The sequence below is a fragment of the Roseburia sp. 831b genome, from assembly GCF_001940165.2.
Lineage (GTDB): Bacteria > Bacillota > Clostridia > Lachnospirales > Lachnospiraceae > Roseburia.
Genome location: NZ_CP135162.1, coordinates 810,269 through 827,364, shown reverse-complemented (window position 1 = coordinate 827,364; position 17,096 = coordinate 810,269). Strand labels below are relative to the sequence as shown.

At 42.3% G+C, this 17,096-nt stretch carries 10 protein-coding genes; all 10 read right to left on the bottom strand.

What is annotated here, in order from left to right; translation table 11 throughout:
- Positions 1–29: 29 nt before the first annotated feature.
- Positions 30–1,427 carry an ABC transporter substrate-binding protein gene (locus BIV16_RS03660; protein ID WP_075679297.1) on the bottom strand — a complete coding sequence of 466 codons (1,398 nt, stop codon included), beginning with the start codon at positions 1,425–1,427 and terminating at the stop codon, positions 30–32.
- A gap of 105 nt (positions 1,428–1,532) precedes the next feature.
- On the bottom strand, positions 1,533–2,870 hold the full coding sequence (locus BIV16_RS03655; protein WP_075679298.1) for a glycoside hydrolase family 30 protein: 1,338 nt from the start codon (positions 2,868–2,870) through the stop codon (positions 1,533–1,535).
- A 22-nt stretch (positions 2,871–2,892) separates the two neighbouring features.
- Positions 2,893–5,991 (bottom strand): hypothetical protein, encoded by a 3,099-nt coding sequence (locus BIV16_RS03650; RefSeq protein ID WP_242940311.1) that lies wholly within the window; start codon positions 5,989–5,991, stop codon positions 2,893–2,895.
- A 23-nt stretch (positions 5,992–6,014) separates the two neighbouring features.
- Positions 6,015–8,732, bottom strand: coding sequence for a GH36-type glycosyl hydrolase domain-containing protein (locus tag BIV16_RS03645; protein ID WP_075679300.1), 2,718 nt, complete (start codon positions 8,730–8,732; stop codon positions 6,015–6,017).
- 120 nt (positions 8,733–8,852) lie between these two features.
- A complete protein-coding gene (gene hydF / locus BIV16_RS03640; RefSeq protein ID WP_075679301.1) occupies positions 8,853–10,115 on the bottom strand; it encodes a [FeFe] hydrogenase H-cluster maturation GTPase HydF in 1,263 nt (420 codons plus the stop codon).
- A 96-nt stretch (positions 10,116–10,211) separates the two neighbouring features.
- On the bottom strand, positions 10,212–11,630 hold the full coding sequence (gene hydG, locus BIV16_RS03635) for a [FeFe] hydrogenase H-cluster radical SAM maturase HydG (protein WP_075679302.1): 1,419 nt from the start codon (positions 11,628–11,630) through the stop codon (positions 10,212–10,214).
- A 17-nt stretch (positions 11,631–11,647) separates the two neighbouring features.
- Entirely contained in the window at positions 11,648–12,691 is a 1,044-nt protein-coding gene (gene hydE, locus BIV16_RS03630) for a [FeFe] hydrogenase H-cluster radical SAM maturase HydE (RefSeq protein ID WP_075679303.1), read from the bottom strand.
- 15 nt (positions 12,692–12,706) lie between these two features.
- Positions 12,707–12,964, bottom strand: a complete 258-nt coding sequence (locus BIV16_RS03625; protein WP_075679304.1) for a TM1266 family iron-only hydrogenase system putative regulator — start codon at positions 12,962–12,964, stop codon at positions 12,707–12,709.
- A gap of 680 nt (positions 12,965–13,644) precedes the next feature.
- Complete coding sequence (gene hemW, locus BIV16_RS03620) at positions 13,645–14,832, bottom strand: coproporphyrinogen-III oxidase family protein (RefSeq protein WP_442971733.1); 1,188 nt, start codon at positions 14,830–14,832, stop codon at positions 13,645–13,647.
- A 228-nt stretch (positions 14,833–15,060) separates the two neighbouring features.
- Complete coding sequence (gene lepA / locus BIV16_RS03615; RefSeq protein WP_075679306.1) at positions 15,061–16,872, bottom strand: translation elongation factor 4; 1,812 nt, start codon at positions 16,870–16,872, stop codon at positions 15,061–15,063.
- Positions 16,873–17,096: the final 224 nt, after the last annotated feature.

The following is a 17,096-nucleotide window of genomic DNA, read 5'->3' as shown; positions in this document are numbered from 1 at the left end:
CTTACTCACTCATGTTTGGTTCTGAAACATTAATCTCTGTTAATGTTAATTTCTGGATATGTAGCTTCAATCTTATCGTAGAAATCAGATACTGCTTCGTCTTTTGTCTTTTCACCAGTTTTAACTGCAGAGATTGCTTCTCCCCATGCATCACCGATTGCCTGGTCGTATCTTGTTACTTTTGAGTAATCAATTCCTTTTGCCTGTTCCTGCCAGAAGGAGTACAGTTTCTCACCACCATAGATTGGGTTCTCATCATCTGCATGTTTCTCTAATGCTGATTTTAAGGAAACAGTATCACCCTGTGAGTAATCAATCCACCAGTCAGCTGTGTCTTCATTTAAGGTACAGAATTTTACGAAATCCCAAGCGGTATCTTTTCTTTCTGAAAGAGAAGAAATTCCGATATAAGTACCACCGTCAAATCCATAAGAAGGTCCTGCACAAACACCCCAGAGTCCTGATGTGTCACCTACATTATCTCTCATGGTAAGAACTCCCCAGGAAGGAAGACCAAATGCAAATACTTCTGTTGTATCAAGTCCTTCTGTTGCTTTTGCGAATTCATCTGCATCCCATACGTTAACGGAATCATCTGCATAAGACTGAATGTCGGCTGTTAAGATTGGGACCTCACCTGCCATTGCCTGGTACCATGGTGTAGACCACTGGTTTGCATAAGCTGTTAAATCATTCTGATATAAGCTGACACATAAATCCATGTAATCATATCTGGACTGATCAACATTTAAGGTATCATCTACAACCCATGCAGAGTCACCAGAGAATACATTCATTTCAGCATCAGAGGAGAAGATTCTGTAACCTGCATCTTTTAAAGTCTGTGCTGTCTGTAAAATAGTTCCATAATCCTTGAACAGTTTTCCAACTTCATCCGGGTCATCTGTTCCAAATACCTCTTTTGCGATATCTCTTCTGTAGTAGATACCTGCTGGCGTAATCTGGTAAGAAATGGCTCTCTGAATTCCTTCGGAATCCTGTCCTACCTGCCATACATAATCCACAATCTGATCTGCGTAATCCTGTGCATTGTATGGAGCCTGGTTCAAATCTTCAAAGAATCCAGCGTCATAGAAGTCCTCTAACATCTTTGGCTCTCCTACGATGATATCCGGCTCTGTCTCTCCAGCAATCAAAGCTGTCTGAACCTTGGTTGGATAGTTTGCTGGCTCAATGACTACAGTCTCTACATCCACGCCTGTCTGTTCTTTGTATCTCTCTCCGAAATCAATCAGGTCGTTTGAAAGTGTCCAGACAACTAATTTGTTGTCTCCTTTGGAATCTTTTGATCCTGTCTCTGTGCTGCCATTTCCTGCGCTTTCTCCGCTACCGGAAGATCCACATGCGGCACATCCTGCCAACATGGCCCCCACCATTAATACTGATACTACTTTTTTCCAGTTCATATAAACTTCCTCCTTTTTTTGTACAACTTGTTTTGTTGATAATTGAATTATAAGACGTATCCATCTTGCAAAAAATGTACCAGATTTTAAAAAGGTGTCATTTTTTTATTTTTCAAAAAGAATCGTCTGGATGGAATGTGGTGCAAGTTCCCCTGTAACCCCTTTTTCCGCCTCTTTTAAGACATACGGCTGTGCCTGATTTGTCTTATTTAACAGCATAATCGCAATGCTCTTATCTGGATTTTCAAATGCCGTCATGTCAATGGCATCTGTATAGCGTGTTGTACCAATTTTTACCGCTCCGCTTCTGATGTAGCGGCTAAAATGTCCAATGTAATAGTAGAATAACTGTTTGGAAACTTCGCTCTTTTTCACATCGCACAGTAAAGGTGCCGCGCAGAAATTTCCTACGTGGTTAGGGCCTCCTTTTTCGTCTAAAAGAAGGTTCCAGTCCAAAGATCCGCTGATTCCTGCATTTAAATTGCCAATCATATCATGTGCATACATCTCTGCTTTTTCGACTTCATTGGAGTCGGAAAATCTAGAATATTCCACACATCCTTCTGTGAAAAATACCTCCAGCTTTGGATACTGCTTTTTCACAAGTGAAATTCCATCAAAATGATCGCCGGTGTACCAGTGCACTGCCACACCATCTACATACGCGCCCGCTCCCTGCACAGACATGGTCTCTTTGGCTCTCTGATATACCAAATCCTTATTGTGATCCCACACAAAAATTTTAATATCGCCAAGGCCTGCTTCCTTCATCTTCGGTCCAAGGTAATCCCTTACAAATTCGCCTTCTTCTTTTCCACTGTAAATGCAAGAATCCCAGGTCTGGACTGCTGCAGGCTCATTTTGTACAGTAAGATAGCGAATCTGCATTCCTTCTTTTTGATACTCCTTGATAAATCTTACAAAGTAATCAGCCCAGAATGCGTAATACTCCTTCTTTAGGGAACCGCCATGATTCATCTCGCCGTTTGTCTTACAAAAAGCTGGTGGTGACCAAGGGCTTACCAGAAGCGGTATTTCTTCCCCCGCTGCCTTTTTGGCATCTAAAATAAATGGAAGAATCTCTTTTCTGTCATGTTCAATGGAGAATGTCTTTAACTCCACATCCCCCTCTTCGATATAGGTATAATTTCCAAGTGCGAAATCACAGCTGTTCATATGAATTCTTCCCATCTGATAGCGAAGACCCTCTTTTCCAAAGTAAGCGTTTATGACTTCCTCTTTCTGCTCTTTCTTTAACCCTGCATATACATGGGCTGCTGCCTCCGTAAAGGCTCCGCCAAACCCGCGAAACGTCTGTTCTTTGACTTCCGGAAAAACGTTTAAGACCTGCATCGCTTCGTCGCATGCTTCACTTGCCACGGTCTTTTCTTCCCAGTACGTCTTTTTTGCAATGTCTGTTGTTATTACACGTACATTTTTCATCGTCTCTACCTCATCTTTCCTCTTATCCTTCTATCCGAATGACAATTTTTTCCACGTTTCCGTTTCGGATATCCTCTGCTAACTTTCCTTTTACATACTCCTTGTGAACTTCTGCCACACTTCCGTTTGGATAGTAAAATTTCATATTTTTAATCTGATACGTTCCCGGAATATAGTCCTGTTTTTCCAGAAACTGATAAACCACTTTTGTTTTTCCTAACAGAATGGCTTCCACTTCTTTTTCTTCCGATACTAAGTATTCTGGCAATGCCGGTTGTGGTGCAAACACCAGTTCTTTTTCCTCTTCTTTAAACACATTTGCGCCAAACATCATGCGTTTCCAGATGCTGATAAATTCAATGGTAGAACCGCTTAAGCGCGCCACAAATCCTTTTCCGTGAATGGATTCATCCGGGTTCTTGCTGCTTGCAATAAAGGATGAATTCTCTAAAATGCTTCTTCCATATACGTTTTCATCCAAAAATGGAACAGCAGCATTCTTAAAATCTGCAAAGAATTCTTTGTAAAGTCCGGATTTTAGGACTTCCAGCAAATATTTATATTCCATATGAAGCCAGATGGACTCATTTTCTAACCAGCCCGGTGTAAAAGCTCTGGCTCTTCCAAGTTCATAAGATGCCTCCTGCAAGGAAGTGTTTACACGATACATCTTTAATTTTTGATCGTAGAGTTCACTCTTTTTCACTGCCTGATAAAGTTCTTGTTTTTCCTCTTTTGTGCGGTCAAGTTTTAAGTAACGAACCGGTCCTTCCAGGAAATCCGGAACACTCTGCACCTGGAATTTCTTTATTTTAATTTCATCCACTTCCTTCTCATAATCCAGCACTTTATAAGAAAAATAGGTTGGGCAGATTCCATCTCCCAGTCTGCATGCCTTTTCGATTCCCAATGCAACTGTTGCGCGGAATCCCTCTAACATCTCAACCAGACGGGAAGAAGCATACGTAACTTTTTTTCCGAGTATGCCGGAAAATGTCTTATCACGGTAAATTTCTTTTGCATCATTGATGCGGTTCCAGAAAGAAATTACTTCTTCCTGTTCTTTCAGATTGTCCTGCTCAATTTTGTTGATAAGCTCCAGTTCATCCAAAAGGCAGCCTAACTCTTCAAATACAGCCACCTCACCCGGGCAGCGTTTCAATGCCGCAATCGTTCCGTCCAGCATACGTGCAAGCTCGTAAGTTTCCGCCATGGAAGAACCAAAAATTCCCGGTAAACCATTTAATGCATCGTACCAGCCCGGCTTTCCGCCTTCCATCTCAACACCCATTCCATAGCTGTCTAACGTTGCAAACTTTGTCGCACATAAAACAAGAAGTTTTTCTAACAGCGTTCCATAGTAGATGTCTCCTTTTCCATATTCACTGCGCACCAGCTTTTCTTTGGTATCACGCTTGGTCTTTTCGTTCAGTGCGTGATACTGACGGACTCCGTGCTCCGTCTCAACATAACGTTTTGCACGGCGGTTCACATTCACCTGGCTTAAGAAATATGGATAGTTCTCCTCATATAACAATTCTCTTTCTTTTTCCGGGAAAACCTCTAAATAATCTTCTAGCAAATCCATATTGTAGGTCCAGTGGTCGCTCCAGTAGCCTTCCCCGAAGTTCCCGTTTACAAGGCTGTCTGAAAAATCTATCATCTGTGTAAAGAACGATTCTCTCCAGTCTTCCTTCCAGATTTCCTCTAACTTTTCATACAGCTTGCCCGGTGTGTACGGCTTGGTAACCACCTCTTTTATGGCGTCACGTTCTTCCTTTTTCAATTCCGCTAAAAGTTCATCTGCGACCTTCTCATCCATCTGGTAGGTAATCTTTTCCACACCCAATGGGTTATATCCGTCTAACTGAATCAATCCGTAAAAGGTGTGAATATTTTCTCTGCCAACGAATGGTGCAAAAAACGTATCACAGCGACGGTTCTGGTTCACATCGCGGAAGTTTCCATTTCCCTGTGAATAAAATTCCGGCAGCATGGAAAAGTAATTGTAGTCACGTTCCAAATCTCCATGTTTTCTGGAGTACACATAAAAAATCTTGTTATTTCCAAGCTGCATCGGCAAACCACCACGCAGCACATTATCCATATAGGTATAGTTACAATATGCATCAAATTCTTTTGAATCTGTCTTGGTTGTGATACCCTTGCAGATATCTTCCACTAATTCTTTTGCTTCCTTAAGCTTCGCCTCAAAGTAGTCCTTTGTCTTTACTTCTGCAAAATATTCTTCTAAAAGCTCCTTTTTTTCTACCTGACCAATCAGCTCATAAAGAACGACACTCTCACCTGCTGCTAAATCTTTCTTCACAACTGCAAAACTGCATGGCAGCTGATTCTGCAACTTCTGGTGTTGTTTTAAAATGCCATCTGCCCCCTGCTCTATAAAGCCCACAGCCTGGTCTAAAGACAAATCATAAGAAAAGACAACGGTAGGATCGACAATCATTGGAAGGCTTTCTCCATTTGAAAGGCATGCATACGAAAAGTTACCGCCTGCAATCTGCTGCACAGATGCGGTATCTCCCATACTTGCACGCACTCTAAAATATGGGATTCTTTTTTCTACATCTTCCACCTGCATCCATGCTTTTGCCGTCTGTCCCATATTTTTCATGCTCTCATTGTCAACTCCATAAGGAATTAACGCCGGCATTCCATCTAAAAGTTCCAGTGAAATTTCTTTCTTAGAACAGTTTTTTACCTCCACCTTTCGAACCAGTGCTCCGATATGCTCACCTGGCAATGTAAAATAATTTACTTTTGTCTTAAGCTGCTGTTCGTCGTTCATTTCCTCTATCTCAAGGTCATTTTGTCCAATGCGCATTACCTGCTCATTTTTTACCGAACGGAATGCTTCTCCATATACACCGTTTTTCCGGTAAAACGTACGAAAACCCGTACGTTCTACATTCTGGTATGCCTGATGTGCCGGATAAAACTCCATGATTGCGTGGTCCTTGTTTTCAACACCAAAGCTTACCACTGCCTGACCACGGTTTACATAATAACACCAGATTGGAATTCCTCTCACTCCGGCTATTCCCGGAAGAAAGCTTGCAAATGTTGTCTTTTTTCCATAATCTCTCTGTTCAAATTTCATAATCATTCTCTCCTTCTGCCTTTTTAACTAAGCCAAATCTCTATTACATTATTTTGTGGTGCCTGTTCTATCTCCTCTTTTGTCAAAAGGAATGACTCTGCTCCGTCCAGCTGACATTCGGTCTGATTCCATACTGCTTTTTTTATCTGATAGGTTCCGTATTCGGCTCCGAACTGATTTTTTAAACAGATTTCCCAGTTTTTTCCACCAAACGGCAATGTAATTTTTGCCTCATTTTTCGCATCGAACTGCTCTTTTTTGAGTTTTGGTGCAATCTTTAGGGCGCCTTTCTCTCCACGAACACCAAACATCTGTGTGATTACCGTGAGCATATACCAGCTTGCAGCTCCGGTCAGATAGTGGTACAAGCCCTTTCCATCACTGTTAAAATACTCTGGAATTCCCGGATAAATGTGACTGACGGAAGGATTCATCGCCTGTTCTTCTAATGCTTTCAACGCTTTGTATCCTTCTTCCACAAATCCCCTCTGATACAGTGCATTTGCATACATGACCGCCATGTGGGAAAATACTGCTCCATTTTCCTTTTCTCCATAAGCAAATCCAAACATGCGGCCTAAATCCATCTTCACTTCTTTAAAATCTGTATTCAGACGATAACCACCAATCTCTTTTTCAAAAAGATACGTATCCGCACTCTTTGTAATTGCACGCACCTGTTCATCGGTTGCAGTACCCGCCATAATAGAGAACACCTGACTTGTCAGCATCATGCGGACACCCTGTTCCATCTTTCCTTCTACCATTCTTCCGTGGTCATCATAGTAGCCGTTGAACCAGCCATTTCCTTTTGCGTCCGTCACCCATTCCGTCTTACGGATATGTTCCATCATCCAGTCAGCCTTATGCTCTAACCCTGTTGCAACATCCTCCGCGTCAAATTCCTTTCTTTTTCCGGAAATGAAATGACATCCCTGTTCCAAGTAGGAATCCAGACATTTTTTCTTGTCTGAAACGGATTCATAAAGTTCTTTGTTATCTTCCAATAATCTTTCGATTTCTTCCCATAACAGAAGCTGTTTTTTTCCTGTTCTTTTAGCTTCGTAACGGATAATGGAAGCCAGGCTCTTTAAATTTCCGGCATAAGCATTGGTATAGGCAACGCTCTCTCCGCGCTTTGATGCCATATCCAAAGCATCGTTCCAATCTGCACCGCGCAGCAAAATTTCATTGTGTTCCCCAACTTCATAGAATGCCGTCAAATGCTGGATTAACAAATGTTCTAACACGCTTCCATAATAGATTTCTCCGTTCTTTGTCTGCTGCCAGGTCTCCCCTTCCTTCCATTCCTCATCTGTCTTTGTACCACGGACAATCTGTTTGTCTTTAAAATACGGAACTTTCTCCTCTAAAATGGAAAAATCTCCGGTCTGCTCTAAGTACAGATTTGTGGTCAAAAGCGGCCAGACGCCATGATCCATCCACACTCTTGTAATATTGTTACGGTCTGCGACAAATTCTCCCTGTTTCTCTCCGATGATTGTGGCATTTGTTCCGTCAATCCGCACACCGCCAAAATTATCTAACAACATTTTTCGAACCTGCGTCGGACTCATAATCAAAAGTGCCAGACAGTCCTGCCAGAGATCTCTCCATCCTCTTCCACCTTTTCCGTAATCATGATGTGGTAAAAAGGAACAACCGTAAATTCTTCTTAAAATTGGCTGGAAACTTACCCAATTTAAAAACTGGTCGAATGTTTCCTCTCCGGTGTGATAATGAACGTTCACCTGGTTTTTCCATTTCTCCTTGGTCTTTAAAAATGCTTCTTCTACCAGTTTTTCGGTTTTATATTTTTCGATTATTTTCGCAATCTTTTCTTTCTTTTCCTCTCGTGTGCCAGAACCTTTGCAGATACCTAAAAAGATGGTATAGCTTGCCGTCTCTCCCGGTTCTAAGCAGATTTCCTCAAATTTTATTCCGCCAAATGCCTCCCCGGTAAAGGAAGCGCCGGCAGGATGTCCTTCTTTCTTTTCTATCAATGCTCTTGGACGTTCTAAGTTACCGCCCTCCCCAATAAATTCGCGCAGCGTCGGATAAAAACGTTTTGGCTTGCCGCCTTCTCCCGTGACACCGCACACAAAGTAGGTGGTATAGTTCTCCTGATGTCCTCTCTCATCAAAGGACATGGTCGGTGTCACTTCTACACCACAGTCCATTGTGGAAATTCTATGTAACAAAGATGTCACGTGTCTGTGATCTCTTATATTATCTGCACTTCTTCCATAAATCGGAACGGCGGCAACCGGTGTAAGAAACGCGCAGATTCTTCCTATGTTTGTGACCTTCACCTGCATCACTTCCATCGAAAAATCCTCATCCACTTCCGGTGCAAACATGGTGACTTCTGACTGTAACTGATATTTTTTGGAACTTCTTCGTGTCGTCTGCCACATGTAACCTGCTTCCATCTGGCTTTCTTCCTGACAATCCGTGAATTTCGCTGCATTTGCCTCCGCGGAAACACCTGTCACGGACCAGTTTCCAATTCCTTTCACCTGACACCAGAAGTTTCTGCTGCTCCGGTTATTATGCAAATTTTCCACACTGACAGGCTCTAACAAAAAATGATTTTGATCCCATTTACTATCTCCGCCCCAGTTTGGCGTCACCGCACTTTTGATTCCGTTTTCTGCGGCAATCGGGAAATAAAAATCACTGTTATTTTCCGGTCTGTCCATGCAAAATGTACCATTTTCGTCTAAAAACTTATATTCCATAACACATGCCTCTCTTTTCCTTTTTCACTGTTAGTTGCATTGTAAAGAAGATGGGCATACAAAAAAAGATACCATTTTTAAAAATGGTATCTTTTTTTTAGGTATTCGCTTTTTCAATTTTTAAGGTTCTGCAATTTTATCTAAAATTCCGGTGATATGTGCAATGGTGACACCGTAATTGGTCATTGCCACCTTCTGCGCTCTGGCACGGTCAATGCGCGAAAGCACATACTTGCGGTTGAACATACAGGCGCCGCACTGAATGATTAAGTCGTAATCACTTAAGTTTTCCGGGAAGTCCGTTCCGCTTACCACGTCTACGGTAAGTCCCTCTCCCACACGTTTGCGCAGCATGCGTGGAATCTTCACACGTCCGATATCCTCCGCTAACGGCGCATGCGTACAGCACTCTGCAATCAATACCTTCGATGTCTCTTTCAGGGAATCGATTGCTTTTGCACCTTCGATATAATAGGGAAGGTCTCCTTTGTAAGCTGCAAACAGCACCGAAAAGGAAGTCAGCATACTTTCCTTTGGTTTCTGCTCATAGACATAACCAAATACCTGGGAGTCGGTGATAATGAGTTTTGGCGGCTGATTTAAGACCTTTAAAACAGGAACCAATTTATCTGTCGTCACACTCATGACCATACATTTTTTATCTAAAAGTTCCCGCAATGTCTGCACCTGCGGCAGAATCAAGCGTCCTTTTGGTGCCTGGATATCCTGTGGCATCACAAGAAGGACTAAATCGTCCTCGCCGACTAACGTTCCGGTGATATATTCTTCCCCGAAATTTTCCGGCATAAGGCGGGTCAATGCAGCTTTTACCTGCTCCATGCCATCACCTGTCTTGGCACTGACGACAATCGTCTCCGTCTTTGTCTGCTCTCTTAACCATTCCGCTAAGGCATTGGAATCCTCTTCCTGGTCTGCCTTGTTGACCACGAAAAGAATCGGTGTCTTTTTTTCTTTAAAAATATGATACCACTTTGCCTCTTCCGGGAAACTTTCCACAAAATTTCCAGCTTTCCAGCCCATCTCTTTTTGGGATACCGAAGCCGATTCTTCGGATGCTTCCGCCGTCACTAAAATGACGGCAATATCCGTTTTTTCTGCGGCAAGCTGTGTCTTTTCCACACGTCTTGCGCCAAGTTCTGTCTCGTCATCAAAACCTGCTGTGTCAATAATGACACATGGTCCGAGTGGATTGATTTCCATCGGCTTATAAACCGGATCGGTGGTTGTACCAGCTACATCTGCCACAATGGAGACTTCCTGATTCGTAAATGCATTGATAAAGGAAGACTTTCCACTGTTTGTTTTTCCATAGATTCCAATGTGAAGCCGATTGCTGCTCGGTGTTTCATTTAGAGTTGCCATATTACTTTTTCCTTTCGATTCCATCATCCCCATGATGTCAGTCATCAACAATTGCGGCAATTTATTACCATCCTATCATGTCAAACAAGACTGCTTTTAGAAACGGAAATCACGTTTTCCTTCTGCGATGTCATGAATATGCTCGTATGCAGTCTGTTTTACCTTTGGATTCGGGATTTTCTCTAATTCTTTCTCGATTAATGCCATTCCGATTTCTCTGGTCTCTTCACTTGCATAATCCTCCAAGTACTCCTTTAATGTCATAAGTGCGTTTGGATGACAGCAGTTCAAAATCTGCATGCTCTTGCAAAGTGCCATAAAACGGTCACCGGTTCTTCCTTCTCTGTAGCATGCGGTACAGAAGGATGGAATATAACCTAATTTCATCAGCCAGTTTACAACTTCATCTAAGGTACGGTTGTCGCTGACGTCAAACTGTTCGGAACTTTCTTCTTCCGGTTCTGGCTCAGCATATCCACCTACACTTGTACGTGAAGCGCCACTAATCTGGGAAACACCAAGTGGCAATACTTTTTCACGAACTGCCTGGCTCTCACGTGTGGAGATAATCATTCCGGTGTATGGAACGGAGATACGGATTAAAGCACAGATTTTTGCAAAAGTATCGTCGGTGATGCCGTTATCAAATGCGTTTGGATCGATGTCATCCGCATGTTTGACACGAGGAACACTGATGGTATGTGGTCCGACGCCATGTACTGCCTCTAAGTGTTCTGCATGCATTAAGAGTCCTGCAAACTCATAGCGGTACATTTCAAGACCGAATAAAACACCAAGTCCTACGTCATCGATTCCACCTTCCATCGCACGATCCATTGCTTCTGTGTGATAGGCGTAATCATGTTTTGGTCCTGTCGGGTGAAGTTCTTCGTAACTCTTTTTGTGGTAGGTCTCCTGGAAAAGAATATAGGTTCCGATTCCGGCTTCTTTTAATTTACGGTAGTTTTCGACTGTTGTTGCGGCAATATTGACATTAACACGACGGATGGCACCGTTTTTGTGTTTGATGCTGTAAATGGTATCGATACACTCTAAGATATATTCGATTGGGTTGTTGACCGGGTCCTCTCCTGCCTCGATTGCAAGTCGTTTGTGTCCCATATCCTGCAATGCGATTACTTCTTTGCGCACCTCGTCCTGTGTTAGTTTTTTACGGGCGATGTGTTTGTTTTTCATATGATATGGACAGTACACACAGCCATTGACACAATAGTTGGATAAGTAAAGCGGTGCAAACATAACGATACGGTTTCCGTAGTAGTCCTGTTTGATTTTTTCTGCTAATTTGTAGACTTCGTCTAATTTTTCCGGGATTTCACAGGCTAATAAGACAGATGCCTCACGGTGTGTCAGTCCTTTTTCTAATTTTGCCTTTGCAATAATCTGGTCAATCAGTTCTACGTTGTCCTTGTTCGCATCTGCGTAGGCAAGTGTCTCCTGAATCTCTTCATCTGAAATAAATTCTTCTGCTTTTAATGATTTTACGTTATACATTTTTTTCCTTCTTTCTACTATTTGAAATCTCCACGGTCTGTCACCACTTCGTAACCGATGCTTTCCATACGTCTTTGCATACAGAAACGGCACTCTGCGGCTTCATCGCCGGTACAGATTTTGTTGTCATACAGTTTATATTTGTCCCTTACCTCAACCGGGGAAAGGTTCGGCATCACGACATTGGCGCCCGCCTGGATTCCTTTTTCTCTTCCTAACGGATGAATCGTTCCTAGGGCTGTTGTCGCCGGCAATAACACATGCGGATGAATCAGCCGGATGATGGAAAGCAGCCGGAGCGTCTCTTCCATCGTTCCTGCTGTCTCCTTTGCAAACGGAGTATCCTGCTGTGGAATAAACGGCCCAATTCCAACCATGTGCGGCTGCAGTTCTTTGATAAACATCAAATCCTCATACAGGGTATCTCTGGTCTGGTGAGGGGAACCCACCATAAAACCGCATCCTACCTGGTAACCAATCTCCTTTAAATCCCAAAGGCATTGTTTGCGATGCGCAAGGGATAATTCTTTTGGATGCAGATATTGGTAATGCGCCTCGTCCGCGGTCTCATGACGGAGCAGATAACGATTGGCTCCCGCCTTGTAGTAGCGCTCGTAACTTTCTTTTTCCTTCTCGCCAATGGAAAGTGTGATGGCACAGTCGGGATAAGTTGTTCGAATTGCAGATACAATTTCACAAATTCTGTCATCTGTAAAATAAGGGTCTTCCCCGCCCTGCAGCACGAATGTCCGAAATCCTAATTCATATCCGACCTTGCAGCAGTCCAAAATCTCTTCTTTGGTAAGACGATACCGGTTCGCCTTCGCATTGCTTCTGCGGATTCCACAATACAGGCAGTCATTTTTGCAGTAGTTTGTAAACTCAATCAGGCCGCGGATATAAACTTTATTCTCATAAATGCCATCCGCCACTTCTCTTGCCTGCTGATGTAAAAAATCAATCACCTGCGCATCCTCACACGTCATAAGCGTCTCAAACTGCTCTCTGCTTATCGACTGATTTTCTCTGATTTGTGTAATAAGTTCAAATTCTTTTTTCATATAACCTCAAATTTCTTATTTGTTCTCTTTTAAATTGGAATAAACCGTCTTTGCACTGATTCCGTTCAATCTACCGATTTTCCCGGACAATGCATTGATTTTATCCTGCGGTGCATCAATCGCAACGCTTATGATGTTGATTCCGCGCTCCTTATACGGAATTCCCATTCTGCCAATGATGTAACTTCCATACTCGTGAAGCAGCTGGTTTAATTCTCCCACAGAATCCGGATTTTCCACCATAATTCCAATCAAAGCCACTCTCGTCTCCATGATTGCTCCTTTCCTCGATGTGCGACGTTTTTTGAAAGATTTGGGTGTTGGAAGGGCTGTTCTATAAATTTATTTTCTGATTTGGGTTCGGGTGTCAAAAGATGGCTCGTTGTCTGCTGACTGACAAATTGCAAAAAGACAGGTTTATTTCGTGCCTTTGGAAGAACATTAGAAAATCTTTGTATACTTGTCCATCATCAGTGATGTTCTGCCACGGATGGCAGAACAAGGCTTCACGAGCCATGGAAGGCTCGTTGAATGCCGGTCACGTCACTCTAAGATTACTTTTTCAAGCATACTTAGATTTTCTTATGTTCGTACATCAGCACAAAATAAACTTGACGTTTTGTAATTTGTCAATTAGCCAGGTTTGGGGGCATCTTTTGACACCCAAACCAAATCAGAAAATAAATTTATAGAACAGCCTTTCCAACATCCCAATCTTTTCAACTAAAAAAGCCACCCTTTTTTGTACGCAAAAAAGAGTGGCCGCTAGTATGCTCCATTGTAATATGCCAATCTCTTTCCTCTCAAATCATCCGATTTTTGACGTCAGTGACATCCGTATTCGATTTTCCTATGGCTTTGTAACAAGAATCTTTCTCATTACGCAGACAACTTATCTTAACACGGATTTTCGAGATTGACAATATTTTAACAAGTATTTTTTAAGATACAATCTAATTTCCAAAAAGGAATTGTGACGTCACATAGCTGTTTAATTCCATTCCCCGGTCGGTCAGAAAAATTCTGCCCTCACTTTTTTCAAGTAACCCTTCCTGTAACAGGGTCTGCAATACCTCTCCATAAACGGATTCAATCGTCATTCCGAACGCACGCTCAAAATCTTCTCGAAAGACCCCTTGTGTCATACGAAGTCCTAAAAACATAAATTCTTCCATCTGTGCATTTCGCTCAATGACATCCACGGTATCAGAAAGATTGGTTGCCGGAACCGGTACAGTCGTCTGGTTTGCTAACGTCACCGGCACCATGACATTCTTGATGTCAACGCTTTCCTCAATATAGTGATACAAATCCGATGTATTGGTATAACGGATGTTCTCCAGAAGGGAGGCTGCTCCAAGTCCCATTCCAAGATAATTCGTTCTCCTCCAGTAACCAATGTTGTGGCGGCAGGCATATCCTTCTCTTGCATAATTCGAAACCTCATAGCGGTGATACCCTGCTTTTTCCAAAACCACCTGCGTTAATTTTCCAATCTCGTACTCTTCATCTTCCGTCGGCAAAAATTCGGTCTGCATTCCGGCTCTTTGTTTCACTGCATCAAACTTATAAGTTTCATAAAAAGGCGTTCCTTTTTCAATAATCAAAGAATATGCTGAAATGTGCTCTGGATGAAGCCTTATCACCTGCTGAAGCGTTTTTGCAAACGTCTTTGGTGTCTGTCCCGGAAGGGAGCTCATCAAATCCACATTGATGTTGGTAAAACCTGTTTTTCTCGCAAGTTCATAGGTCTTTAAAAACTGGTCAAACGTGTGAACCCTTCCTAATAACTGTAACTCTTTTTCATTGACGGATTGTAATCCGATGCTTAAACGATTGATTCCAATCTTTTTGTAAACCTGAAATTTCCGCTCTGTCACGGTTCCCGGATTACATTCAATCGTAATCTCCGCATCTTTTGCAAGCAGAAAACGATGCGTTATCTCTTCCATAATCTTTGCCATCAATGACTCGTCCAGCCAGGATGGCGTTCCGCCTCCAATATAAATGGTACTTACCACATAATCCGACGAACGCTCTCCAAAGAAACGGATTTCCCGAAGCAGCGCTTCTACATATTCTCTTTGTGTTTCCTCATCTGCCGGCGCTGACAAAAAGTCACAATACAAACATTTTTTCATGCAAAACGGAATATGTACATATAATTCCAATTCTTTTTGTTCCAAATCGATTCACCTCTTTTCCCTGATACTTCTCTTTTTATAAAAACTGTCACGGTAACGTTTCCATTCTCGTTTTATTTCTTTATAAAAAACTGTCACGGTAACGTTTCCATTCTCGCTTTATTTCATAAAAAGCTGTCACAGTAACGTTTCCATTCTCGACCACTTTACTGTAACAGCTTCTCCTTAATCTTCGTCTAATTTTAGAACGCTCATGAATGCTTCCTGTGGAATCTCTACATTTCCAACCTGGCGCATTCGCTTCTTTCCTTCTTTCTGTTTCTCCAAAAGCTTTCTCTTACGGGAAATATCACCACCATAACATTTTGCAAGCACATCTTTTCGCATTGCTTTTACCGTTTCTCGCGCAATGACTTTTCCACCAACTGCTGCCTGAATCGGAATCTCAAACAAATGTCTTGGAATCTCTTCTTTTAATTTCTCGCACATCTTTCTGCCACGCTCATAAGCACTTCCCTCAAACACAATAAAGGATAACGCATCCACCTGTTCTTTGTTGATTAAAATATCCAGTTTTACAAGTTCAGAACGCTCATAACCTTTCAACTCATAATCAAAAGATGCATATCCTCTGGAACGTGATTTTAATGCGTCAAAGAAATCGTAGATAATCTCATTCAAAGGAAGATCATACTTGATTAAAGCTCTGGTCTCCTCTAAATATTCCATGCTGATATAAACACCGCGCCGCTCCTGGCATAATTTCATGATAGCACCTACATACTCGCTTGTTACCATAATCTCTGCTGAAACAATCGGTTCTTCCATATATTCGATTTCGGATGGGTCTGGTAAATTAGATGGATTGGTCAAGTCGATGACTTCTCCATTTGTCTTATGCACCTTGTATACAACACCCGGTGCTGTTGTAACCAAATCTAAATTAAACTCACGCTCTAATCGTTCCTGGATAATCTCTAAATGAAGCAATCCCAAGAACCCACAGCGGAATCCAAATCCAAGCGCCAGCGACGTCTCCGGCTCAAACTGTAACGATGCATCGTTTACCTGAAGTTTTTCCAATGCCTCTCTTAAATCCGGGTATTTCGCACTGTCAGCCGGATACAGACCACAATATACCATTGGGTTTACTTTTTTATAGCCCGGCAATGCCTCCGCGCAAGGGCGATTCGCATTCGTAACCGTATCACCGACACGGGTATCTCTCACATTCTTAATGCTGGCACAGATATATCCTACCATTCCTGCTGACAATTCGTCGCATGGGATAAACTGTCCTGCTCCAAAATAACCTACTTCTGTGACTTCATCCATCGCTCCGGTTGCCATCATTTTAATGGTATCTCCAACTTTTACCGTACCTTCTTTCACACGGCAAAAAATAATGACACCCTTATAAGCATCGTACAAAGCATCAAAAATCAATGCCTTTAACGGAGCCGCCGGATCTCCGGTTGGAGCCGGAATCTTTGTCACAATCTGCTCTAGCACCTCTTCTACATTCAATCCGGTCTTTGCAGAAATGCGTGGTGCATCCTCTGCCTCAATTCCAATAACGTCCTCAATCTCCTGGATGACTTCATCTGGCTGCGCGCTCGGAAGGTCAATCTTATTGATAACCGGCATAATATCAAGGTCATGATCTAAGGCAAGATAAACATTTGCCAGAGTCTGTGCCTCTACCCCCTGCGCTGCATCCACAACCAGGATGGCACCATCACATGCCGCAAGACTTCTTGACACCTCATAGTTAAAGTCAACATGTCCAGGTGTATCAATGAGGTTGAAAATATACTCTTCCCCGTCTTTTGCCTTATAGATAATACGGACTGCCTGGGATTTGATGGTAATTCCTCTTTCTCTCTCTAAGTCCATATTATCCAGAACCTGAGCCTGCATCTCACGGCTTGTCAGGGTTCCGGTCATCTCTATGATACGATCTGCAAGTGTCGACTTGCCGTGATCGATATGTGCGATAATACAAAAATTACGAATTTTACTTTGATCTATTGCCAATTTTTATTCCTCCAAAACCATGTTTCCATATGTGGCTATTATACTTGATAACTCTAAATCACGTCAAGCACGACGTATCAGATGCGCAAACTTTGTGTATCTGTTTCAAGTACATTTGTCATTGCATTTTCAAAAAAAGTTCACAATTTTTTTGTAGATTTTTTTCGAATCATCATGCATAATAAATGCGTTGGCGTCAGGACGTCAACATGGGTTTTATAGAA

Bases quoted from the DNA above. Each gene is read 5' to 3' on its own strand.
- hemW (WP_442971733.1), bottom strand. From the start codon at position 14,832: ATGAAAAAATGTTTGTATTGTGACTTTTTGTCAGCGCCGGCAGATGAG.
- hydF (WP_075679301.1), bottom strand. From the start codon at position 10,115: ATGGCAACTCTAAATGAAACACCGAGCAGCAATCGGCTTCACATTGGA.
- hydG (WP_075679302.1), bottom strand. From the start codon at position 11,630: ATGTATAACGTAAAATCATTAAAAGCAGAAGAATTTATTTCAGATGAA.
- BIV16_RS03650 (WP_242940311.1), bottom strand. From the start codon at position 5,991: ATGAAATTTGAACAGAGAGATTATGGAAAAAAGACAACATTTGCAAGC.
- BIV16_RS03625 (WP_075679304.1), bottom strand. From the start codon at position 12,964: ATGGAGACGAGAGTGGCTTTGATTGGAATTATGGTGGAAAATCCGGAT.
- BIV16_RS03645 (WP_075679300.1), bottom strand. From the start codon at position 8,732: ATGGAATATAAGTTTTTAGACGAAAATGGTACATTTTGCATGGACAGA.
- BIV16_RS03655 (WP_075679298.1), bottom strand. From the start codon at position 2,870: ATGAAAAATGTACGTGTAATAACAACAGACATTGCAAAAAAGACGTAC.
- hydE (WP_075679303.1), bottom strand. From the start codon at position 12,691: ATGAAAAAAGAATTTGAACTTATTACACAAATCAGAGAAAATCAGTCG.
- BIV16_RS03660 (WP_075679297.1), bottom strand. From the start codon at position 1,427: ATGAACTGGAAAAAAGTAGTATCAGTATTAATGGTGGGGGCCATGTTG.